Below are 23342 nucleotides of genomic sequence, written 5' to 3'. Positions count from 1 at the left end.
GGCCCTGTAAAACCGAATGGTGGCGGAAGCCAGGAGTGCATCTTCGAAAAATAGCTGCTTGCAGCGGAAACTCCAGAATCAAAAACGGCGCCAGAGGCGCCGCTTTCTTAACCTGTCGCTCAATCGTCGCGCCCTGGAGGTCGGGCAGCGGGACGATCGTTTACGCCTTAGCGGAACGAACGGGCTGCTACGTTACGGATGTCGTAACGGGTCAGGCCGATGTCGCTGAGCGCCTGGTTGGACAGGCTTCCAAGTTCGTTGATCGTGCGGCGGTAGGAGATCCAGTTCTTTGCGATGCGAATGGGGTTCATGGTCGTTTCCTCAATCTATCTCTGTTGATTTCGTCTGCCGGCTCAGCGGTTTCTCTGTGCTCTCGGCTGTTGAGGTTTATATATAGACATGAAGCCATGTTGTGCAGTGCAGAATTTAGGCTACTGCCATGCATTTGTGCAGTATGTCGTCTAAATTTGCGGCTTTGGGTATCATATGGGCAAAATATGAGCGGAAATGCCTGCCTTTGAGGCGGCTTTGAGGATATGGCGGCCTTAGATGGCTTCCGAAAGGGCTCTGCGGCGTGAGAGGGCAATAGGAGCAGGCCCGGACATCATCCTGCCGTACGCCAACACTCGGCATCAATGCATTTATCCGTCGGCCCCAGCAGGCGGTACAGACGAATTGCTTCGAGTTGGGGCGCCACCCAAAACGAAAAAAGGCCAGAGGCGGAAGCCTCAGGCCTTTTTGGGTAGGTCGTTTCGCATCCGCCGCAGAGCGGCGGGGCGTCCAATTAGAAGCCGACGGCGGTCTTGGCGACGCGGCGGATGTCCTGACGGCCAATGCCGAGGTCATTCAGTTCGCGGTCGGTCATGCGGCCGAGTTCGGTTACGGTCTGACGATACTTGCGCCAGTTGGTGAGCGAGCGTGCAATGTTCATTTTCATCTTCCTCTTCGTGCTGTTCAGTCGCCGCGGCCAGTCTTGGGAGGCTTTGGTCCGGGGCTGAACTCGATGTCTGTATGACCATAAATATAATCGGTTTAATCAAAACAAAAACAGACAAAGCAAGATGCCACCTATGCATTAAACGCAATGCAATCCGGTAAAATGCCCCGATTGCGGCGATTCATGCATAATTTGTGACCAATTTGTGTGCTTTTGATGGAGTTATCCGCTGCAGCCTTGCGGCGGTGCGTCATGCGGCGGCTGCGTGCGGCGGTACCGGCGCCATCATGTGCCCGCAATGCCATATTATATATAATGTCAGTGCAGCCGCGTGTTAGCGTGAAGCGCCCATATGATAGGGGGTCGGTAATCGGGGAGGACGATGGCGCGCTACGCCGCTGTCGGCCCTGTATCCTGGAGGCTTTCGTGTTCCGAAAATCCGTTGGCCGGTCGCGAAAGCGGGCCGGGCCTCCTTCTGCCCAGCCCGGCTGGCAAGAAAAGTCCGGGCGAAACGAAAGGCAGCGGAACGGCGTGCTTGACCCTTTCTGAACATTGTGACATACCGCCGCCCAACGTGCGGGTATGGCGGAATTGGTAGACGCATTGGTTTTAGGTACCAACGCTTCGGCGTGGGAGTTCGAGTCTCTCTACCCGCACCACAAGCAAGGCATGGCTGTGCCACGCTTGCGCCAGAGTGCATCCTTACAGGATGCGGGGAGCTTCGGGGTTCATTTCTCCCCTTTGGTCTTTATTCTCCGGTGCAGGCGTAACGGTGTCCGGCAGGCGCTTGCGTAAGAAATAAGGGAAGCCACGGCCGGGGAACGATGTTTCCGGCGCAGTGCTCGAAAGTAAACCAACGGCTGTCTGAGCACCGCCGCCATGATGTGAAGGTTAGGAAAATGCAGGTTATCGAAACGCTCGCTGAAGGGCTGAAGCGCGAACTCAAGGTCGTTATTCCGGCTGCCGACATGAAGGCCCGTCTGGACGAGCGCCTGGTCGACGCCAAGGACAAGGTTCGCATCAACGGTTTCCGTCCCGGCAAGGTGCCGGTTGGCCACCTGAAGAAGATGTACGGCAAGTCCATCATGGCCGACCTCGTCAACGAGCTGGTTCGTGAAAAGCCGTCCGAAATCCTCTCCAGCCGCGGCGAGAAGTCTGCAACGCAGCCTGCGATCTCCATGACCGAAGACGAGCAGGAAGCTGAAAAGATCTTGTCGGCCGAATCCGACTTCGAATTCACCGTTGCCTACGAAATCATTCCGGCCATCGAACTGAAGGCCAATGACGGCATCAAGGTTACCCGCGAAGTTGTGGAAGTGACCGAAGACGAAATCAACGAGCAGATCCTCAAGATCGCCGAAAGCGCCCGCACCTACGAGACCAAGAAGGGCAAGGCCGCTGAAGGCGACCGCGTCACCATGAACTACCTCGGCAAGGTTGACGGCGTTGCCTTCGACGGCGGCGCTGCTGAAGACGCTGAACTGGTTCTCGGTTCGGGCCGCTTCATCCCCGGTTTCGAAGACCAGCTGGTTGGCGTCAAGGCCGGCGACGAAAAGACCATCACCGTGACGTTCCCTGCCGATTACCCGGCGGCGAACCTTGCCGGCAAGGAAGCCAACTTCGACATCACCGTCAAGGAAGTTGCTGCCGCCGCTCCGGTTGAAATCAACGACGAACTGGCCGAAAAGCTTGGCCTCGAATCGGCTGAAAAGCTGAAGGAAATCGTCAAGGGTCAGATCGAAAGCCAGTACGGCAACGTCACCCGCCAGAAGGTCAAGCGCCAGATCCTCGACCAGCTGGACGAGATGTACAAGTTCGACACGCCGGCTGGCCTGGTTGACGCCGAGTTCGACAACATCTGGCGCCAGATCAACACCGATCTCGCTCAGTCCGGCAAGACCTTCGCTGACGAAGACACGACCGAAGAAGAAGCCCGCGAAGAATATCGCAAGCTGGCTGAACGCCGCGTCCGTCTTGGCCTCGTTCTCTCCGAAATCGGCGAAAAGGCCGGCGTCGAAGTGACCGAAGAGGAAATGCAGCGCGCGCTGTTCCAGCAGCTGCAGCAGTTCCCGGGCCAGCAGAAGGAAATCCTCGATTTCTTCCGCAACACCCCCGGCGCTTCCGCTTCGCTGCGCGCTCCGATCTTCGAAGAAAAGGTCATCGACAAGCTGCTCACCGAAATCTCGGTAACGGACAAGACCGTTTCCAAGGAAGAGCTGCTGGCTGACGACGGCGAAGAAGCCACGGAAACCAAGAAGAAGGCGCCTGCCAAGAAAAAGGCTGCTGCCAAGGCTGACGACGCCGCTGAAGGCGAAGAAGCCGCTCCGAAGAAGAAGGCTCCGGCCAAGAAGAAGGCCGCTGAAGGCGACGCCGAATAATCTTCTTCAGTGCAAGCTGATTTGAATGGAAGGGCCGTGGCGAAAGCTGCGGCCTTTTTGTTTGGGAAGATGCGAGTGGTTCCGCCCTGAGCGACGTAGCCAGTGGCACAAATCAGCGCCACTGGCAGGTGCAGAATGCTAGAACTGGTTCCGGCTATCGCTTCTAGGATCGTTATCCACCTGGTGAGGTGCATATAGATCGCCACGCGCTTTTTGCCGCCATGGTCGCGCGGGATGTTCTCGATTGATGATGACGTCCGCCACCGCAATGGCCGGTGAACCACTGACCGGGCATTGAGCCGCCCATTGACCATCCGGCGCTGCTATTGCCGATGGGGCGCCGGGACTTTGGGTGGCAAGTGTGGAATAGCAGGCCCAGTAGGTATTGCTCGCTGCATGCCCCAATATCTCGGCGGCAAATGCAGGGGCATTTGAAGCGTCTTCGCCTGCGGTAGAAAACAGCATGCAATCAACACAGAGCTTCTCATATTCCATGAATATTTCCGGGTAATGCGCCTCCATGCCAAGCGCGCAACCGAAGCGGAACCCATCAACGTCGAACGTCACGGGGAGGTGTCCCGGCGAGTACATGAACGAGATTTTGGTTTTCGACAACAGACGTTCATCATAGCGGGTTATAATCGCGCCACGATCTGAGATGACGTACAGGCTGTTATATGGTCTGTGCGGCGGCGTCAGTCGATGGACGGCACCGAGAACTGTCCAGAGTTTCAGCTTGCGCGCCAGTTTTCTGGTCGCCTCCAGTTCTTTGCGCAGAGTGTCCCATTCAAAGCGTGTCCAGTCGGAAGGGCCTATTTCCCGCGGACCAGTCTCTGACATGATCCGTTTATGCGGCCAGCACGTTGCCCCTTCAGGGAAGTGTATGAGACGTGCGCCAGCAAGATGGGCATCGTTCATAAGACGGCGTATTTCCTGTCCGCAGGTTTTTAGGGCGGAGATATCACGAGGATCGTTGACCAAGGATGTCTGCGCGACCGCCACTCGTATTGAGTTGCTCATAGGAGCGTCCGGTATTCTGCGAATATGCTGGAGAGCAGCTGTATAAGATTCGCCTGTTTTGGCCGCGCGAGCTCTCACCCGACGTTTTAAATTGCTATTTTGCGTCATTGTCAGGCCTTTCACGTCTCAGACGCAGTTCCCCAGCAACCCGCCCGAAACGATCGGACCAAGATAATTGCCTGAGACACTAGTCCCTTTGCCTCCGTGGAAGACCCTGCTGGGGAAGGTCGTGGAGGTTAGGCGCAGGCCACGCGCTCACGAATATCCGTTGGAAAACGCCGATTCGTCAAGCGGCCGGGATACCTGGCCATGTGAAGCTTCCCGATCACAATGCAGTGCAGCATGATTTTTTGCTGCATATGCTCTTGTTCATCTCCCGTTCATCTGGCACCCTGCGCAGCATGATTTGCCTGGTCGTATCAAGCGGCCGTTCGGGCATTGCGCCGCTTGAATGTGGCTTCATCGCAGCCAAACCATTGGCCTTAGCTTTTACCGTGCTTGCCGGGTTCTCCCGGTGCGCCCTTAATTTGCCAGGGGACAAGTATGTCGCTCCGAACGGGTTCTGCCCTTGTATTATTGTTCTTCACCGCAGCCGCGGCCGCCCATGCCGATGAGGCGGGGCTGATCTGGAAGCCGGTCAAGAATTCCGATCGGTCCTATACGGCGCGCATCGGCGCGAAACTGCCGGTCGATACCCCGATCCGGGCCGGGCTGGAAATGGGCATGAATGCCTCAAAGACGGGGCAGGTGGTGGATACGCCGGTGCGGCTGTGGGGTAATGTCACGTTGCTGGCCGAACAGCTGCCGGGCGTCTCGCTTGCGCGGGATGTCGGCGTCATGTTTAACGCCCTGACAGGGTCGAGCAGCGTTTCCATGACCTCGCAGCAGAAGCGCATCGTTACGCCGGAGCTGGATATCGAGGCGAACCGCAATTTCACCGTGCGGTATGACGGCACGGCGCAGCAATGGAACGGGCTTGATGTCTCACAATCGCTGCGGCTGTCCCGCTCGGAAACCGGCACGGCCTTCGTGCTGACGGGGGCGAGCCGTAACAGTTTCAACGAGTTCAGCAGCGGTGTCGCGGTGGAACAGAAGCTGGGCGATCACCTGACGGTGCGCGGGACGCTGGATCAGGGTTATGCGGATCATTTCCGGCCGGGGGTAAGTGCGCGGTACAGTATTCGGTGGTGAGGGGGCGGGCTGGCTGTATACGGTTGGTTCGCAGGTGAGAAAGTCTCTTTAGGGGCGAAAACCTTTCCTCCGTCATGCCGGGCTTGACCCGGCATCCAGTGACGGCGAGTCGGCGCTGTGAAAGAGTCTTTCGCTATCAAAGACTTGATCGCGCTGGATCCCGGCTCAAGGCCGGGATGACGGAATGGGGATGCTGTGCTTTCTCAGAAGGCCGATTACGGCAACTCCGCCGTCTCAAAAGCCGCCCCCGCGCAACCTCAATCCTTCTTGATCTCACCCATGCGGTTCCACGCATCAAGCCCGGCAATCTTGTAGGCTTCCGCCAGTGTCGGGTAGTTGAACGTATTCTCGACGAAATATTCCACCGTGCCTTTGAGGTTCAGCACCGCCTGGCCAATATGCACCAGTTCGGTGGCGCCTTCGCCGACGATATGGACGCCGAGCAGGCGGCGGGTTTTCAGCGAGAAGATCATCTTCAGGAGGCCGCTATCCAGGCCCATGATGTGGCCGCGGGACGTCTCGCGGAAATGGGCGATACCGCATTCATAGGGAATGTTGCGTTCGATGACTTCTTCTTCCGTCAGGCCGCAGGTGGAGATCTCAGGCACGGCATAGATGCCGTAAGGGAAGAACTGCGGCGGTTCGCCGGCCGGTGCGCCAACGGCATGGCGGGCGGCGATGCGGCCCTGTTCCATGGACGTAGAGGCAAGGCTTGGGAAACCGATGATATCGCCGGCGGCATAGATGTTCGGCACGGACGTCTGGAAGGTTTCAGGATCGACTTTCAGGCGGCCGCGGCTGTCGGCTTCCAGCCCGCAGGCCGAAAGGTTGAGCGTGTCGGTGGCGCCGACACGGCCGGCGGCGAAGAGGACGGTCTCGGCCTTCAGAACGCGGCCATTGCCGAGCGAGACGAGGCACTTGCCGCTCTCGTCGCGCTCCACCTTTTCCGCCTTCTGCCCGAAGATCAGCTTCATGTTGCGGTCGCGCAGCTGATAGGCGAAATCCTCGACGATTTCCTTGTCGATGAATTCGAGCATGGTTTCGCGCGGTTCCACCACCGTCACCTGCGTATCGAGCGCGCTGAAGATGGTGGCATATTCGATGCCGATGACGCCCGCGCCAACCACGATCATGGAGCGCGGCAGTTCCTTGATTTCGAGAATCTCGTCCGAATCGAGCACCGCTTCGCCATCGAAGGGAATATGCGGCGGCCGGTAGGGGCGGGTGCCGATGGTCAACAGAATGGAAGTGCCGGTGACATTCATGATCTCACCGTCGTTCTTCACCACCTTCATGGTGTTGGCGTCAACGAAGCTTGCCGTGCCGCGAATATGCTGCACGCGGTTGCGGGCGAACTGGTGTTCCAGCACTTCCACTTCGTGATCCAGGGTGATGAGCAGGCGGCGGCGCAGGTCCTCGGCGTCGATCTCCTGCTTGACGCGATAGGAGCGACCGTAAAAACCGCGCTCGCGCCAGCCGGTGAGGTTGAGCGCGGTTTCGCGCAGGGTCTTTGAAGGGATGGTGCCGGTATGCACCGAAACGCCGCCGACGCGGCTGCCTTTCTCGATGACCAGAACCTTCTTTTCGAGCTTGGCGGCCTGAATGGCGGCCCGTCTTCCCGCCGGACCGCTGCCGACAACAATCAGATCGAACTGGTGCATGAAAAACCCCGGAATAGAATGCATTTCGATACCGGATGTCGCATCCGGCATGGCGTTGCCGCGAAATGGTCGTGATGCCATTTTGACGATGGGGAGTGATTCCCCCGTTTGCCTTGCCCGCTAGAGTGCAATGCAACAAACGCCTGCGTCAATCTGTAGCGCAAGAATCTGACGGATTCGTAACTGGGTGGGGATTTTCCGGAGGTTGATTCACAACGGGGCGAAGTGCGTGGGGCGTTACCGCCCTCTGCCCTGCCGGGCATCTCCCCCTCAAGGGGGGAGATCGACCAGAGGGCCTTTCGCCACTTCATCCTCGACATTGAGATGGCCGAAACCCAGCCGCATATCGATCTCCCCCCTTGAGGGGGAGATGCCCGGCAGGGCAGAGGGGGGTGAAGTCCCACGCTCATCGGTCCACTTTCCCGTTTCACCCAACAGCTTCATCCCGCACGGCACTGCCGAACGGGTGATCGCTAGAGAGGTCGGGCGATTGCCCGGCTGCGCCTTGATTTGGTTTGGTGTGGGTCGGATGCGTTGCGCAGCCGGGTCTTTCACCATGCCGTATCTCGCAAGGACCGTGCACTGCACCCTGCGACATGGTCCTTTCCACGAACGTTGCCAGCGTTCCACCACCAGGACCGTCCCTTGGTTTCCGCCACGTCTGGCGTCCACCCGGCAGGACTGCGACCAATACAACAGCCTGTCGCGGAGCGGGGAAAAGCGAGGGTGAATTTTTCCGGTGTCAGTCTTCCTTGCGGGTGACGTGTCGGTGAAGTGCTGCAAGGTCTTGCCGCAGCGCAGCCAGTTCGGCCAGCACTTTCACATCGATCTTTTCATGCAGTGAAAGCACTTCCAGTTCTGCCTTCAGATTCACCTCATAATCCTTGGCGGCCTCGAAGCGGTCGCGGGCGGCCTGACGATTCTGCGACATCATGATGATCGGCGCCTGAATGGCCGCCAGCATGGAAAGAAGCAGGTTGAGGAAGATGAAGGGGTAGGGATCGAAAGCGCGGGTGGTCAGTACGATGGTGTTGATGATAGCCCAGAAAATCAGGAAAAAGCAGAAGCCGAGGATGAAACTCCAGGAACCGCCGACCCTGGCAATCTTGTCTGCCAGCCTGTCGCCGAAACTGGCGCCGGCGGAAAATTCCGCATTAATATCGCTCGAAACCAGCTTTTTCTGGTGCGCCAGCTCGAGAATGCGCCGTTCCACCTCGCCGATTTCACGAGAGGAGCGCTTGAAATGAGAGACGATATAGTCGGAGATATCTGACACGGGCGTGTCTCCGGTTCTGATTGGCGGTGCGGAGCTTTCCCGAGATAAACCCGCATGATGGCGGAATTCAAACGTTTTCCGCCACCATGCGTTCAGGCGTCCCTCGCCGAAATTCATTACACCGACGGCGCGCCCTCGTGCAGCCAATTGAAGCCGGGGAAAAAGCGCTCTTTTCCATATTGCTTGCCGAACATCATGTCGAATTGCAGCAGGCGATAATTGCGCACCACGTCAGGGACCGCGTTCGGCGCGATCGACCAGTCGGGCAGGGCATCGCCACCGGCCGTCACCAGCATGTGCCGGTCGATCACGGAAAAGGCCTGCTGAACTTCACCCAGCGTGCCGGTATAGAAAGGATCGGAAAAGCCTGCGGTCTTCAGCACGTGATAGGGCAAAAGCGCCGGGCTGATGGTGCCGATATTCTTACGCACGCCCTTCTTCGAAGACCACACGACGAGCGGCGTCTCGTGCTCCTTCTTCATCACCTCAAGCGGTGCGCGGCGGCTTGCCACCATGCCCGGCATATAGCCGCTTTCCACGAAGGTCTGGCCGAGCGGCGGCAGATGATCGCCGAAGAGGACGATGATGGTCTCACGATCGCGCTTCTTTGCCCAGCGCATCAGCTTCAGCAGCGCTTCGTCCGCTTCCACCACCCCTTGAGAATAGGTGGCGAGCGCCTGCGAGGCCGAAGCCGAGAGTTCGCCCTCAATGCCGATGGTGTTTTCGGCGTAACGGTTTGTCTCATAGGGGCCGTGTCCCTGCAGGGTGACGGCAAAGAGGAAGAGCGGGTTCTGCGTCCGGTCCGCCGTCGCCATGATCTCTTCCATCAGCGCGTCGTCGGAGGCAAAATTGCCGCGTTTTTCCATGGCCGGCAGCGTCTCTTCGGAGCGGAATTCCTCGAAGCCGAAATTTTTATAGACCTGCTTGCGGTTCCAGAACCATTCCTGGAACGGATGAACTGCGATGGCGGAATAACCTTCACCGCGGAAGAAGCTGGCGAGCGAGGGCACCGGGCGGCGGATATATTGCTGGTAGGGAATGCTGCCATAGGGCAGGAAGGCGTTCGAGAAGCCGGTCAAGGCCTCGAATTCCACATTTGCCGTCATGCCGCCGAACTCGGGCGAAAACACGTTGCCGGACTGTTTGGCGCGGATGGTCGGCATGGGATCGGCCGAGAGATTCACGTTTTCAAGCCGGGTCGGATCCCAGAGCGATTCGCTCATCAGCATGATGACGTCAGGGTAATCACCCTTGTTGGCGGCGAAAGATGCCGGTTCCGAGGTGAGATCGGCGATGCTGTTTTCGCCGTAACCCTCCGGCGCCGAGACATTGGCCATGGGAATATTGAAGGCGAAGGCCATCAGGAAGCCGTTGTGGCGGTAGTTTTCCTGCTGATCCCACATCATGGGGATGATGTTGAGGCGATCGCGCACCCAGGAATAATGCGAATAGTCCATCAGCGAGGCGAGGCTGGCGAGAAGCGGCAGCGCCAGCGCAAGGCCGGCGGCGCGCTCACGCCAGCGCAATACCGGCGAATGACGGTGCGCCAGCAGCCAGAGAGCCGCGAGAGAGGCAATTGCGGCGCTGAGGCCGAGACCCACCAGCATCGCCGTAAACGGCTGCGCCTTCAGCATGGTTGGCAAAAGTTCGAGAATCTGCCGCCCGAACAACAGGTCTGAGGGATAAAGCGGATCGGAGAGATAGGTCTGTTTCTGCGCTGAGATCAGCCCCACCAGTGCGCAGAGCGGCGCGACCGCAATCAGCGAAAGATAACGCCGGCCGAGGATCGAATCCAGCGCGACGAGAAGGGCGAGCACGGCGGCAATGGTTGTCATGCCCGGACGCGCGGAGGAGCTGATGAAAGTGCCGACATCCTGAAGCGAGCCGCGGACGACCCATTCCAACGCCACGACCAACACGACGGACGCGACCGTCAGGTTGGCAAGCGTGTAGGCCGTGCCAGAAAGCTTCGAAAGGCTCCTTGTCCATGCAGGCGAAAAGACAAAACCAGCCTTTTCGGAAGCCGTTGTTTTTGGCGCCGAATCTCTCAAACCCATACTCCGGTATTTCAGGCGCCAGCACCGATCCGGGGAGGTGAATCGGGTGTCGCAAAAGTGTCATGTAACTGTCACATAAGCGCGATGAACGCGACATGAACTTTATGGGATGTGCATATAAGCGCGATAACCTTCGCGTGAGGGCGGCTGTGTCGAGAAGCGCACGAATGAATGCAAGTGGGAATTGCTGCGTTGCGGAGCGATCACGGGCGCGGTATTGAAGGGTTATGAGCGACAGACACGATATAGAGAACCATCTCCGGATTGCCGTCGGGCAGTTCAACCCCACCGTTGGCGACGTGGCGGGCAATCTCGCCAAGGCGCGTGAGGCAAGGGCCGATGCGGCAACGCAGGGCGCCGATCTTCTGCTTCTCACCGAACTCTTCATTTCAGGCTATCCGCCAGAGGATCTGGTGCTGAAACCTGCTTTTTTGAAAGCATGTCTGAAAGCGGTGGAAGAACTGGCGGCGGAAACCGCCGATGGCGGGCCGGGTATCGTTATCGGTTTTCCGCGACAGGGCGAGACGGGTCGGCACAATTCCGTGGCGCTTCTCGATGGCGGCAAGATCATTGCGCTGCGCGACAAGATCGACCTGCCGAATTACGGCGAGTTTGACGAAAAGCGTGTTTTCTCCGAAGGGTCGATTTCCGGGCCCTATAATTTCCGCGGCGTGAGGATCGGCATTCCGATCTGCGAGGAAATCTGGAACGACATGGGCGTCTGCGAGACGCTTGCCGAAAGCGGCGCGGAAATCCTGCTGGTGCCGAACGGGTCGCCCTATTACCGCGGCAAGCTGGACGTGCGCCATCAGGTGGCACTCAGACAGGTGATTGAAAGCGGCCTGCCGCTGGTTTTCGCCAACCAGCTGGGCGGGCAGGACGAGCTGGTGTTCGATGGTGCGAGCTTCGGTTTCAATGCCGACAAGACGCTCGCCTTCCAGATGAGCCAGTTCGAAGCCACGCTTGCTGTAACCGACTGGAAACGCACAGCGGATGGCTGGCGCTGCGAAAGCGGGCCATTTTCCAAGATTCCCGAGGGTGAGGAGGCGGATTACCGCGCCTGCATGCTGGGCTTTCGCGATTACGTCAACAAGAACGGTTTCAAGAGCGTGGTTCTTGGCCTTTCCGGCGGCATCGATTCGGCGATATGCGCCGCCCTTGCCGTCGATGCGCTGGGCGAGGAGCGGGTACGCTGCATCATGCTGCCTTACCGCTATACCTCGGAAGAATCGCTGAAGGACGCCGCCGATTGCGCCAAGGCGCTCGGCTGCCGTTACGATATCGTGCCGATCGTGGAGCCGGTGGAAGGTTTCCTGTCTGCGCTGTCAGAACTTTTCGAGGGCACCGAAGAGGGCATTACCGAAGAAAACCTGCAGAGCCGCACGCGCGGCACCATCCTGATGGCCGTTTCCAACAAGTTCGGCTCAATGGTGGTGACGACGGGCAACAAGTCGGAGATGTCGGTGGGTTACGCGACGCTTTATGGCGACATGAATGGCGGTTTCAACCCCATCAAGGACCTCTACAAGATGCAGGTCTATGCCATTTCCAGCTGGCGCAACGCCCATGTGCCGCCGGGCGCGCTCGGCCCTTCCGGCGAAGTGATCCCCGCCAACATTATCGCCAAGGCTCCATCGGCCGAATTGCGCCCCAACCAGACCGACCAGGATTCGCTGCCGCCGTACCCGGTGCTGGACGATATTCTCGAGTGCCTTGTCGAGAAGGAAATGTCGGTCGAGGAAATTCTGGCGCGCGGCCATGATGTGGCAACGGTGCACCGGGTCGAACATCTGCTTTACCTCGCCGAATACAAGCGCCGGCAATCGGCGCCGGGTGTGAAGATCACCAAGAAGAACTTTGGGCGGGACCGGCGTTATCCGATCACCAACCGGTTCCGGGATCGGTAGGGCGTTTTGGGAGGGCGCGTTTAACGCCGTCCCTGCTTGATGAATTGGGCAAGCGCATTGTGAGACGGTGCGGCATATTTCTTCTCCCGCCGGGGAGAAGAAACAAGTGTCATGCGCTCGATCCACAGCGGAGCGTCTTGATTGGCGCGGAAAACTCCGCGCCGCTCACCTCAAATAACCTGCCCCACATCGATACGATTGCCGTCAGGGTCTTCAAACACAAAGGCCCTCAGACCATAATCCTTGTCCTGCAGCCCTTTGATGATGCGCAGCCCATGACTTTTGCAAATCGCATGCAGCGCATCGACATCGCTCACCATCATATGCGCCACGTTGAAAGGAGCTGCCCTGTGGGCCGGCTGCAATGTCAGATGCAGCTCGGCATTGCCCTGTTTCAGGATCATGAAGCCGACAGGGTTGCCGTTTTCGAAGGTCTTTTCGAAACCGAGCACGCCGACGTAAAAGTCACGGGCCTTTTCGATATTTCTGACAGGAAGCATTGCGGCGATCCGGCCGAAGCGGATGCCGTGATCGGCGATGGTATTCATCGCGGAACCTCGGATCTGGGAGAAACGGGGAGGGTCACGGGCGGTGCCGGAACGCTGGCGTTTTTTCCGATTTGAATTTGCAGGACGGTGCCTGCGGCCATAGGATCATAATCACGGCGGTGGTTAAAGCAAACGGAATGTGCGCGCGTGCCAACGGTCCGAGCCAGACTTTTAAAGCCCGGGAGGCAGAATGCGCAGCTCCATCGAAATCTTCAACATCCGCACGCGACAGATGCGGATTGTGTGGCAGACGCCTGACCTGTTCGAGGCACCGAACTGGTCGCCGGATGGACAATATCTGCTGTTGAACAGCGAAGGGCTGCTTTATCGCCTGTCTCTTGCCGCTGACGCGTCGCCGGAGGAGGTCGATACCGGCTTTGCCACGCTCTGCAACAATGACCACGGCATTTCGCCTGACGGTTCGCTTTATGCCATTTCAGACAAGGTGGAGTTCGGCAAAAGCGCCATCTATCTCCTGTCATGGGCGGGCGGCGCGCCGCGGCTAATGACAAGGAACCTTCCTTCCTACTGGCACGGCTGGTCACCGGATGGGAAAAGCTTCGCCTATTGCGGCATTCGCGATCAGATTTTCGATATCTATTCCATGGACATAGACAGCGGCGTTGAAACACGCCTTACCCATGGTGAGGGCCGCAATGACGGGCCGGATTATTCGCCTGACGGTGCGTGGATCTATTTCAATTCAAGCCGCACCGGACGGATGCAAATCTGGCGGGTGCGGGTGGATGGCTCAGCGGTGGAGCGCATCACCGACAGCTCCTATGGCGACTGGTTTCCGCACCCGTCACCAAGGGGGGACAAGGTTGTCTTCATTTCCTATGACGGCGACGTGTTCGATCATCCCCGCGATCTCGACGTGCGGGTGCGGCTGATGGATATGGATGGCGGCAATGTCGAAACGCTTTTCGAGCTGTTTGGCGGGCAGGGCACGATGAACTCTCCCAACTGGTCACCTGATGGCGACGAGTTCGCTTATGTCAGATATTTCCCGGCGGAGTGATGAAGGTAAGGTGCGGCAGGCCACATTGCCGCACCACCTGCACCGCACTTGTGTTCGCAAGCTTTTTTGCCCATAGCTTCACCCGTCAGGTGCCCGCCCTTCGGCGGGAGAATCGGGAATCCGGTGAAAAACCGGAACGTGCCCAACGCTGTGAGGCGGATGCTCTGTTACTCATGCCACTGGAGCAATTCGGGAAGGCGAAACGGGGCGGATGAAGCTTAGTCAGAAGACCGGCCTGGCAGGATGGACCGAACCGCGCGGACGGCGGCAGGTCGCTGGAAAAGCGCGTCGTCGCTGCAAACCTCCCATGGTTTCGGCACCGGCCCGCCCCGCATTGTTAGGGATAAACGATGCCGACCGAACCGCCCGTCACCATGTCGCCCGTCACCATGCCGCCCGACTCCAACCCGTTCGATCACGCGCTTTCGCCCGCCCGCCCGTTTTCCGGCGAGGAGCGTGAGGCCGTCTATCGTGCCATCGAAACCCGCCGCGATGTGCGCGACCAGTTCCTGCCGGACCCGCTGCCGGATGATCTCATCGAGCGCCTTTTGAGGGCGGCGCATTCGGCGCCATCGGTCGGTTTCATGCAGCCGTGGAACTTCACCCTCGTCACCGATGGCGCCGTGCGCCAGGCGGCATGGGTGGCCTTCAGCCGCGCCAATGAAGAGGCGGCGGCGATGTTTACGGGTGAAAAGCAGGCGCTTTATCGCAGCCTGAAGCTCGAAGGCATCCGCAAGGCGCCGCTCAGCATCTGCGTCACCTGCGATCCGACACGGGGTGGCAAGGTGGTGCTGGGCCGCACCCATAATGCACGCACGGATGTCTATTCCACCGTCTGCGCCATCCAGAACCTCTGGCTCGCGGCCCGCGCCGAAGGTGTGGGTGTGGGCTGGGTCAGTATTTTCCATGACAGCGATATCAGGGCCATTCTGGATATCCCCGATCATATCGAGATTGTCGCCTGGCTTTGTCTCGGCCGGGTCGATACGCTTTATACCGAACCGGAACTGGCGGTGAAGGGCTGGCGGCAGCGCGTGCCGCTGGAGGAGCTTGTGTTTCGTAACCGCTGGGGTGGGGTATAGACCCGGAGGCCTGCGAATAGGGCGGGACGTTGCCCATTTCTTCTCCCCGCCGGGGAGAAGGTGGCCCGAAGGGTCGGATGAGGGGGCAACGGTGGAGATTTACGGAGAGCTTGCCCCCTCATCCCGCTGCCGCGGACTTCTCCCCGCCGGGGAGAAGAAACAAGGGGCACGCGCTCGCACCATTCCGCGTGCAGAAGAGATTTCACTGCTGTGGCTGGATACCCTTCAGCGCCGGGTTCTTCAGGTCGATCTTGCCGGTCTGGTCCGGCAGGAATTTGGGCCCGATGACGCGTACTTTTGTGTCGTTCGGGTCATAGTCGCGCTCAGGAACAGGTTGTTCCGGCGGCTTTGCGGCCTGCTGCTCGGCGGGCTTTGGGGCCTTGTCACCTTGCGGCGATGGAATGGTGGTGATGCTGGAATAGGGCTTTTCGGCTTCCGGCCGGGACGCCTGTTCCTGCTTTTGCATCTTCTCGTGATAGGCGGCCATGTTGCAGGCGCAGCCGGGCGCTTTCGTTGAGGCATTGCGATAGGCGAAGGCGGTCGGCAGGTCCTTGTAGGGTTTGCCGGTTTCAGCGGACACCATGTCTGCTGTTTCCTGATCCGTCATGGAGTGGAAATAGAGCTCCGTCTCGGTTCCCGGGCACATTTTCTGGCACTGTTCGGCCTGGGCGCGGAAATCGAGCGGCGATGCGTTGGAGGCGATCGGGAAGAATGAGCCGTCGCAGGTGCGCACGCAGAGGGTGCGCAGCCCGCCCTCCGCGGCGTCGTTGGGGTAGGGCGAAAGTCCTGCCTGTCCCGGCGCACCGCCGCCCTGCCTGAAGGCATCGGGATAACGGGTCACATCGGGAGCCTGCGGCGGTTGCGTGTCCGTTTCCGGCATCGTGCTACAGCCATTGGCATCGAGGGCGGCGAGAATGCGCTGGCGCCTCACGTCGACGTCGTCACTGCGCGCTGCCGCCATGGCGTCGTCGCGGTCACGGATGATCGCGTCGCGTTCGGCCTCGGCATCCACAAGCGCATCGCCGATCTCGGCGCAGAGCCCGGCATTGGGATTGCCATAAACGATAACGCTGCCGGACGAGCAGCCATAGCTGCGCATGTCGTTCCTGATCTTGCGGATGACGATGTCCTGGTGGGCAAGCGCATTGGCGTAACGCCGCACCTCGGCCGTGTTGCCGATGACACGGGGTGGTTCTCGCAACTGTTGATAAAGCGTATCGCACACCTGATCCGCAAGAGCGGCGGCAGGAGCAATGAAAACAAGGGGAAGCAGAAGGCCGATGATGCGGCTGCGCCGGGTCAATTGTGCGATCCGTTTGATGTCCCCGGCCGGTGGCAGGGGTGTTATGCTTCAGGAAATCCGTGTTTCAGGAAGATAACATAAGCTGTTGCCGCATTGCGGCAACAGCATGTTCAAAATTGCGTTAATGCGCCTTCATCACACCGAAGGGTGCGAGGCCTGCACCACGGCAAAGGCCGCCATGTTGACGACGCCACGCGAGGTGACGCTGGGCGACAGGATATGGGCGGGCAGGGCCGTGCCGAGCAGGATCGGGCCGACATGCAGGCCTTCCGTCAAGGTGCGGGTGACGCCCAGCGTGATGTTGGCCGCATCGAGGTTCGGGAAGACCAGCAGGTTTGCTTCGCCGGTCAGCACGCTGTTGGGCATGGCGCGTTTGCGCAGCGCTTCTGACAGGGCCGAGCCGCCCTGCATTTCGCCGTCCACTTCCAGTTCGGGTGCAGCCTCCTGCACGATCTTCAGCGCGCGGCGCATCTTGCGGGCGCTTTCGGAATCGCGCGAGCCGAAATTGGAATGGCTGGCGAGCGCGATTTTCGGCGTGATGCCGAAGCGGCGGATTTCCTTCGCGGCAAGAATGGCCATTTCGGCCACTTCTTCCGATGTAGGGTCGTTGTTGACGAAGGTATCGGTGAGGAACAGCGCACCCTGCTGGGTGATGAGCAGGCTGAGGCCGGCGAAGGAGCGGACGCCGTCCTGCTTGCCGATGATCTGGTTCACGTCGCGCAGATGGCGGTCGTAACGGCCTTCGAGGCCGCAGATCAGCGCATCGGCTTCGCCACGCTTGACCGACAGCGCACCGATGACAGTCGTGTTGGTGCGCACGATGGTGCGTGCCGCTTCCGGGTTGATGCCGGCGCGGCCGACCAGGGCGAAATAATCATCCACGTAGTCGCGGTAGCGCGGATCGTCTTCCGGGTTCACCACGGCGAAATCCGTATGCGGGCGGATGCGCAGACCGAAACGCTTGAGGCGCGTTTCGATGATCTGCGGACGGCCGATGAGAATCGGGATGCCGGTGCCTTCTTCCAAGAGCACCTGGGCGGCGCGCAGCACGCGCTCGTCTTCGCCTTCGGCAAAGATGATGCGCTTCTTTTCGGCGGCCTTCGCGGCGTTGAAGACAGGCTTCATGATGAAACCCGAGCGCCAGACGAAGCGGTTCAGCTGGTCGAGATAGGCTTCGAAATCAGTGATCGGCCGGGCGGCAACGCCGCTTGCGGCGGCAGCACGGGCAACGGCCGGGGCAATGCGCAGGATAAGGCGCGGATCGAAGGGCGAGGGGATGAGGTAGGTCGGGCCGAAGATCGGCGTTTCGCCGCTGTAAGCCTTGGCGGCCACTTCGGAAACTTCCTCACGCGCGAGTTCCGCGATGGCCTGCACGGCGGCCATCTTCATTTCCTCGTTGATCGTCGTCGCGCCGCAATCGAGCGCGCCGCGGAAGATATAGGGGAAGCAGAGCACGTTGTTGACCTGGTTCGGGAAATCCGAACGGCCGGTGCAGATCATCGCGTCCGGGCGGGCGGCACGCGCCTCTTCCGGCATGATTTCTGGCTTGGGGTTGGCAAGCGCGAGGATCAGCGGGTTCTCCGCCATGCGCTCCAGCAGTTCCGGCTTCAGAACGCCTGCCGCCGACAGGCCGAGGAAGACATCGGCGCCGTCGATCGTTTCGGCCAGCACGCGCTTGTCGGTCTTCTGGGCGTAAACTTCCTTCCACTCGTCCATCAGCGTATTGCGGCCGTCATAAACGAGGCCCTCGATGTCGTGGACCCAGATGTTTTCTTTCTTCGCGCCCATCGCAACGAGGAGATTGAGGCAGGCAAGGGCTGCCGCACCGGCGCCCGAGGCAACGATCTTGACGCTGGACAGGGACTTTCCGGCCAGTTCCAGAGCGTTGGTGACAGCGGCGGCGACGATGATCGCGGTGCCGTGCTGGTCGTCGTGGAAGACGGGGATGTTCATCTTCTCGCGCAGCTGGCGCTCCACCTCGAAACACTCCGGCGCTTTGATGTCTTCAAGGTTGATGCCGCCGAAGGTGGGTTCCAGCGCCGCGATGGTGGAAACCATGTCGTTAATGCCGGGCGCGTCGATCTCGATATCGAACACGTCGATACCGGCGAATTTCTTGAAAAGGACGGCCTTGCCTTCCATCACGGGCTTGGAGGCAAGCGGGCCGATATTGCCGAGGCCAAGCACGGCCGTGCCGTTGGAGATGACGGCGACGAGATTGGCGCGGGCGGTGTAATCCGCCGCCATTTCCGGATTTTCATGGATGGCGAGGCAGGGTGCGGCGACACCCGGCGAATAGGCGAGCGCCAGATCGCGCTGGTTGCCGAGCGGCTTGGTGGCCTGGATCTCCAGCTTGCCGGGGCGCGGATAGCGGTGGAAAAAGAGCGCCTGTTCTTCGATGTCGGCCTTTGCCGTGTTGGCGGGCGTGTTGTTCTTATCGTGAGAGGTCATGTCTTCCACCGTCGTATCTGGTTTTATTTCGGACCCCTGAATACAACAAACTTCCCCGTGGTACAGCCGTTATTTGCGGGCGTCTTATGCAAATGCGGCCACGGCTTATTCGCGTTTTCGTGAAGCGTTTCGTCATATTCCCTGCAAAAAACGGCCGCTGTCATGTTGCTGAAACACGAGTCTGGTTCTGAGAGGGAAGAAAGCCGCAGGGACGCAACCGAACAGGGGGATGAAATCCGTGGCCGGTCAAATCGAAACCAGACAGTTCAGAACGCTTTTCATTTCGGATGTTCATCTTGGTTCCAAGGCGGCCAAGACTGACTATCTGCTGGACTTCCTCAGACATCACGAGGCCGAAACGATCATCCTCGTCGGTGACATCGTCGACGGCTGGCGCCTGCGCCGCAGCTGGTACTGGCCGCAGGGTTGCAACGACGTGGTACAGAAGCTTCTGCGCAAGGCCCGCAAGGGAACCCGCATCGTGTATATTCCCGGCAATCACGACGAATTCCTGCGGGAGTTCCCCGGCATGCATTTCGGCGGCATCGAAGTGGCCGAGCGCATGATCCATGAGGCGGCCGACGGCAGGAAATATCTCATCATCCATGGCGACGAGTTCGACGTGGTGGTGCGCAATGCCCGCCTGCTCGCCTATCTCGGCGACTGGGCCTATGACGCAGCAATCGCCATCAATATCGCCATCGCCGCCGTACGCCGCCGCATCGGCCTGCCTTACTGGTCGTTTTCGGCCTGGGCCAAGCTGCAGGTCAAACACGCCGTCAACTTCATCGGTGAATTCCAGCGTGTGGTGGCGGATGAAGCCCGGCGCAACAATGTCGACGGCGTGATCTGTGGCCATATTCACCACGCCGTCATGGAAGACATGGACGGCATACGTTACATCAACACCGGCGACTGGGTGGAAAGCTGCACGGCGATTGCCGAGAACGCCGATGGCAGCTTCGAGCTGATCACCTGGATGCAGACGAGCGAAGTGGTTGCCGAGCAGACATCGGACGAGATGGAGCCGGTGAATATTCCGGGGCTGATTGGCAAGCACGCGGCGTGATTGGAGCGTTTGACGGGCGCTGATGGTAGGCTCACCTGTAAACGAGTGTTGGTTGAAATTGTAGCATCCGCATACCGTCATCCCGGCCCTGAGCCGGGATCCAGTGCGATCAAGTCTTTGATCGCGTAAGACTTATTTCTCACGGCGCAGACGCGCCGTGGCTGGATGCCGGATCAGGTCCGGCATGACGGAGGTGAGGCTTTAGAGGCTTCTCAGTAACCTTCCGGTGACGCACCGGAGAGAGGGTGCGAATGCAGCCTCTAGGCACCAACCCAGTCCGGACCCTTAGCGAGAGCTCTATCCCCACAATTCCGGCCGCGCCGGATAAACAAGCGACCCTTCATAAACCAGCCCAGGCTCCCGATCCTCGGCCAAAAGCAGCGGGCCGTCGAGATCGGCAAAGGCCGTGCCCTGCGCGGCGAGCACGGCGGGCGCCATGCCCAGCGAGGTGCCGAGCATGCAGCCGACCATGATGGTGAAACCGAGCCTTTCGGCCTCCGCCTTCATGACAAGCGCCTCTGTCAGGCCGCCGGTCTTGTCGAGCTTGATGTTGATCGCGTCGTAGCGGTCGCGCAGGCCGGTGAGGTCCCTGGTGGAATGCACGCTTTCATCGGCGCAGATCAGCACCGGATGGTCGATACGGGAGAGAATGGCGTCCTTGCCGGCGGGCAGGGGCTGTTCGATCAGCGATATCTTCAGCTCTGCCGCAAGCCTCAGATAATATTCGATATTGTCGTCGTTCCAGCCTTCGTTGGCATCGATGATGATGCGCGCCTCGGGTGCGGCTGCGCGGACGGCCCGCAGGCGGGCTTCATCATCGGCTGTGCCGGTCTTGATCTTCAGAAGCGGACGTCCGGCGTTCTCCGCGGTCTTTGCGGCCATGGTCTCCGGGTCTGCAAGCGAAATCGTATAGGCTGTGACGAGCGGCTCTGCCTCCTGTCCGAGGACCTGCTCGGCGACGCTCTGGCCGCTCATCTTCGCCTGGAGATCCCAAAGCGCGCAATCCACCGCATTACGGGCCGCACCCGGTTCCATCGCCTGCTGCAACTCCTGCCGCGTGAGGCCTGCGGCGATCCGCTCCGCCATCGCTTCGATATCGGCAACGACGCCTTCGATGCTTTCGCCATATCGCGGATAGGGCACGCACTCGCCTCTGCCGGTGAAGGAACCATCGCGGATGGTGCACGTTACGACATCCGCATGCGTCCGGGTGCCGCGTGAAATGGTGAAGCTGCCAGCAACGGCGAAACGTTCTGTTGTGGCTTGAAGGTAACGGGGCATGTTTTTTCACTTCCGATTGGGCGTCAAATGACACATGACGCCAAATTTATCACGAATTGTCGGCTGCCACTGTGGCTTGCCGGAGGCCGAAACGTTATGAAACCTTTAAGAATCTCGTGACGGCTGCATTCGCTCGGAGCATTATGCAAGAACAGGACACACGGCAACAGGCGACCCCGGCCGCAATCACCGAAGACGGCGCCGTCTCCGGCGGCGGCCTGCGCTATGTCATGAGCGGCTCCTGGCGCAACAGTAATCTCTCCGCCGTTTTGCCTGATCTCGATAAGATCGAAAAAAGCAGACCCGCCGGCCCGGTGGAGATCGAGCTTTCCTCCGTCGAGTCCATCGATACGACCGGCGCCTGGATCATCCAGCGCCTGCGCAAGGACCTCGAGGCGAATGGTGCGACCGTCACGCTCAGCGGCAACGACCGTATCGAGCAGGTGATCGGGCAGCTGCCCGACAAGGCGGAGATGGAGGCGGAGCCGGTCGCGCGCGAGGGCCTGGTGGAGCGCATCTTTTCTCCGATCGGCAAGGCCGTGGTCCAGAACGGCGCGGATTTCCTGGCGGGCATGTATATTCTGGGCTCGGCAGTGCGCGGTGCGCAGATGAAGCTCGGACGCGGGCGTGGCGTCTCGCCGGCGGCTATCGTCAACCAGATCGACCATATGGGCGTGCGCGCCGTGCCGATCATCATGCTGATGTCGTTCCTGATCGGTGCCATCATCGCCCAGCAAGGCGCGTTCCAGCTCAGATATTTCGGGGCTGAGGTCTTCGTCGTCGATCTGGTCGGCATTCTCCAGCTGCGTGAAATCGGTGTGCTGCTGACTGCGATCATGATCGCCGGCCGCTCCGGCAGCGCCATCACCGCCGAAATCGGCTCCATGAAGATGCGCGAGGAAATCGACGCGCTGAAGGTGATTGGCCTCAATCCCGTGGGCGTGCTGGTGTTTCCGCGGCTGGTGGCGCTCACCATTGCGCTGCCGCTTCTGACCATTCTCGCCAATTTTGCCGCGCTTTTTGGTGCTGCCATCGTGGCGCTGCTTTATTCCGGCATCACTTTTGAGGTGTTCCTCTCGCGTCTGCATGGCGCGGTGGAGGAATCGACCATCGCAGCGGGCATGATCAAGGCGCCGTTCATGGCGCTCATCATCGGCATCGTCGCGGCGGTGGAGGGGATGAAAGTGGGCGGCTCGGCGGAATCGCTCGGCCAGCACGTCACCTCCTCGGTGGTGAAGTCGATCTTCGTCGTCATTCTGGTGGATGGTCTTTTTGCCATCTTCTACGCAGCCATCGATTTCTAGGGAGGGCGCGTTGGAAACACTGGACCAGAAACCGCAGCAGCAGACAAACACCGGAAAAGACGGCCGCGAGGTGGTGCTTTCCGTCGAGGGCGTGACAGTCGGCTTTAACGGCCGGAACGTGCTGGAAGATCTCAATCTCGATGTCTATCGCGGCGAAATCCTGGGTTTCATCGGTCCCTCCGGGGCCGGAAAATCCGTGTTGATGCGCACGGTCCTGCGGCTTTTGCCACGGCAGGCGGGCACGATCAGCATTCTCGGCTCTGACTATGACAAGGCGGGCGAGGACGAGCGCATGAGGCTCGACCAGCGGCTTGGGGTGCTGTTCCAGCAGGGCGCGCTGTTTTCCGGCCTGACGGTGAAGGAAAACATCCAGCTGCCGATGCGCGAATATCTCGATCTGCCGAAGAAACTGATGGACGAGCTTGCCTATCTCAAGATCGAGATGGTGGGGCTGAAGCCCGATGCGGGCGACAAATACCCGTCCGAACTGTCAGGCGGCATGATCAAGCGCGCAGCGCTTGCCCGGGCGCTGTCGCTCGATCCCGACCTCGTCTTCCTCGATGAGCCGACATCCGGCCTCGATCCCATCGGGGCGGCGGAATTTGATATGCTGATCGCGCGGCTGCGCGATTCGCTCGGCCTGACCGTTTATATGGTGACGCACGATCTCGACAGCCTGTTCTCCGTCTGTGACCGCATTGCGGTTCTCGGCCAGAAGAAGGTGCTGGTGGAAGGGACGCTGCAGGACATGTTTGCCTGCGACGACCCGTGGGTGCAGTCCTATTTCCGCGGTAAACGGGCGCGCTCTGTCGTTCTTCCGGACGACAGGCAGGAACATCCGGTGGAGTAACGAGAA

General features: G+C 59.8%; 19 protein-coding genes, 1 tRNA gene and 1 riboswitch. Of the genes, 9 read left to right on the top strand and 11 right to left on the bottom strand.

The features are described 5' to 3' along the window. Positions 1 to 167: 167 nt before the first annotated feature. The gene (locus tag EGT36_RS14710) at positions 168 to 311 is read right to left on the bottom strand and encodes a DUF1127 domain-containing protein (protein ID WP_003495735.1); all 144 of its coding nucleotides are present in this window, start codon (positions 309 to 311) and stop codon (positions 168 to 170) included. Positions 312 to 784: 473 nt separating this feature from the next. Then, positions 785 to 931: a DUF1127 domain-containing protein gene (locus EGT36_RS14705; RefSeq protein WP_004442060.1), complete on the bottom strand. Its 147-nt coding sequence runs from the start codon at positions 929 to 931 to the stop codon at positions 785 to 787. Between the two features lie 582 nt (positions 932 to 1513). Between EGT36_RS14705 and EGT36_RS14695 the strand changes: the two genes are divergently transcribed. After that, a tRNA-Leu gene (locus EGT36_RS14695) sits at positions 1514 to 1596 on the top strand. A gap of 240 nt (positions 1597 to 1836) precedes the next feature. Beyond that, positions 1837 to 3315 (top strand): trigger factor, encoded by a 1479-nt coding sequence (tig, locus tag EGT36_RS14690; RefSeq protein ID WP_004442056.1) that lies wholly within the window; start codon positions 1837 to 1839, stop codon positions 3313 to 3315. 138 nt (positions 3316 to 3453) lie between these two features. Here tig and EGT36_RS14685 read toward each other — a convergent pair whose 3' ends face one another. Continuing rightward, a complete protein-coding gene (locus EGT36_RS14685) occupies positions 3454 to 4443 on the bottom strand; it encodes a carbon-nitrogen hydrolase family protein (protein WP_037094564.1) in 990 nt (329 codons plus the stop codon). Positions 4444 to 4878: 435 nt separating this feature from the next. On the opposite strand from EGT36_RS14685, the gene EGT36_RS14680 reads away from it, so the two are divergent. Continuing rightward, on the top strand, positions 4879 to 5526 hold the full coding sequence (locus tag EGT36_RS14680; protein WP_004442052.1) for a hypothetical protein: 648 nt from the start codon (positions 4879 to 4881) through the stop codon (positions 5524 to 5526). 257 nt (positions 5527 to 5783) lie between these two features. Here EGT36_RS14680 and sthA read toward each other — a convergent pair whose 3' ends face one another. The 4 genes from sthA to EGT36_RS14660 form a co-directional block, all read right to left on the bottom strand. Beyond that, on the bottom strand, positions 5784 to 7187 hold the full coding sequence (gene sthA, locus EGT36_RS14675; protein ID WP_004442050.1) for a Si-specific NAD(P)(+) transhydrogenase: 1404 nt from the start codon (positions 7185 to 7187) through the stop codon (positions 5784 to 5786). Between the two features lie 270 nt (positions 7188 to 7457). Then, on the bottom strand, positions 7458 to 7745 hold the full coding sequence (locus tag EGT36_RS30535; protein ID WP_065653609.1) for a hypothetical protein: 288 nt from the start codon (positions 7743 to 7745) through the stop codon (positions 7458 to 7460). Positions 7746 to 7929: 184 nt separating this feature from the next. After that, positions 7930 to 8463 carry a DUF1003 domain-containing protein gene (locus EGT36_RS14665; protein WP_035210951.1) on the bottom strand — a complete coding sequence of 178 codons (534 nt, stop codon included), beginning with the start codon at positions 8461 to 8463 and terminating at the stop codon, positions 7930 to 7932. A gap of 116 nt (positions 8464 to 8579) precedes the next feature. Next, a complete protein-coding gene (locus EGT36_RS14660) occupies positions 8580 to 10520 on the bottom strand; it encodes an LTA synthase family protein (RefSeq protein WP_037094494.1) in 1941 nt (646 codons plus the stop codon). A 227-nt stretch (positions 10521 to 10747) separates the two neighbouring features. Between EGT36_RS14660 and EGT36_RS14655 the strand changes: the two genes are divergently transcribed. Beyond that, a complete protein-coding gene (locus tag EGT36_RS14655) occupies positions 10748 to 12427 on the top strand; it encodes an NAD+ synthase (RefSeq protein ID WP_022556239.1) in 1680 nt (559 codons plus the stop codon). Positions 12428 to 12597: 170 nt separating this feature from the next. Here EGT36_RS14655 and EGT36_RS14650 read toward each other — a convergent pair whose 3' ends face one another. Next, a complete protein-coding gene (locus tag EGT36_RS14650) occupies positions 12598 to 12975 on the bottom strand; it encodes a bleomycin resistance protein (protein ID WP_022556238.1) in 378 nt (125 codons plus the stop codon). 190 nt (positions 12976 to 13165) lie between these two features. Here EGT36_RS14650 and EGT36_RS14645 point away from each other — a divergent pair, with 190 nt between their 5' ends. Beyond that, on the top strand, positions 13166 to 13996 hold the full coding sequence (locus EGT36_RS14645) for a TolB family protein (protein ID WP_037094492.1): 831 nt from the start codon (positions 13166 to 13168) through the stop codon (positions 13994 to 13996). Between the two features lie 70 nt (positions 13997 to 14066). Beyond that, a riboswitch (cobalamin riboswitch) is annotated at positions 14067 to 14249 on the top strand. A gap of 136 nt (positions 14250 to 14385) precedes the next feature. Next, complete coding sequence (gene bluB / locus EGT36_RS14640; RefSeq protein WP_092651278.1) at positions 14386 to 15078, top strand: 5,6-dimethylbenzimidazole synthase; 693 nt, start codon at positions 14386 to 14388, stop codon at positions 15076 to 15078. Between the two features lie 202 nt (positions 15079 to 15280). On the opposite strand, the gene EGT36_RS14635 is transcribed toward bluB, so the two are convergent. Both EGT36_RS14635 and EGT36_RS14630 read right to left on the bottom strand, forming a co-directional pair. Further along, positions 15281 to 16381 carry a DUF2865 domain-containing protein gene (locus EGT36_RS14635; RefSeq protein WP_037094490.1) on the bottom strand — a complete coding sequence of 367 codons (1101 nt, stop codon included), beginning with the start codon at positions 16379 to 16381 and terminating at the stop codon, positions 15281 to 15283. Between the two features lie 135 nt (positions 16382 to 16516). Next, positions 16517 to 18832, bottom strand: a complete 2316-nt coding sequence (locus EGT36_RS14630) for an NADP-dependent malic enzyme (protein ID WP_004442036.1) — start codon at positions 18830 to 18832, stop codon at positions 16517 to 16519. A gap of 229 nt (positions 18833 to 19061) precedes the next feature. On the opposite strand from EGT36_RS14630, the gene EGT36_RS14625 reads away from it, so the two are divergent. Further along, positions 19062 to 19901, top strand: a complete 840-nt coding sequence (locus EGT36_RS14625) for a UDP-2,3-diacylglucosamine diphosphatase (protein ID WP_006697377.1) — start codon at positions 19062 to 19064, stop codon at positions 19899 to 19901. Positions 19902 to 20198: 297 nt separating this feature from the next. On the opposite strand, the gene dgcA is transcribed toward EGT36_RS14625, so the two are convergent. Next, a complete protein-coding gene (dgcA, locus tag EGT36_RS14620; protein ID WP_037093203.1) occupies positions 20199 to 21182 on the bottom strand; it encodes an N-acetyl-D-Glu racemase DgcA in 984 nt (327 codons plus the stop codon). Positions 21183 to 21325: 143 nt separating this feature from the next. Here dgcA and EGT36_RS14615 point away from each other — a divergent pair, with 143 nt between their 5' ends. Both EGT36_RS14615 and EGT36_RS14610 read left to right on the top strand, forming a co-directional pair. After that, on the top strand, positions 21326 to 22486 hold the full coding sequence (locus tag EGT36_RS14615; protein ID WP_006697379.1) for an ABC transporter permease: 1161 nt from the start codon (positions 21326 to 21328) through the stop codon (positions 22484 to 22486). 10 nt (positions 22487 to 22496) lie between these two features. After that, a complete protein-coding gene (locus EGT36_RS14610) occupies positions 22497 to 23336 on the top strand; it encodes an ABC transporter ATP-binding protein (protein ID WP_037093204.1) in 840 nt (279 codons plus the stop codon). Positions 23337 to 23342 lie beyond the last annotated feature (6 nt).

Source organism: Agrobacterium sp. FDAARGOS_525 (genome assembly GCF_003938925.1).
Taxonomy (GTDB): domain Bacteria; phylum Pseudomonadota; class Alphaproteobacteria; order Rhizobiales; family Rhizobiaceae; genus Agrobacterium; species Agrobacterium pusense.
Note: the sequence above shows the minus strand (reverse complement) of the source record. Positions and strands in the feature narration are given on the sequence as shown.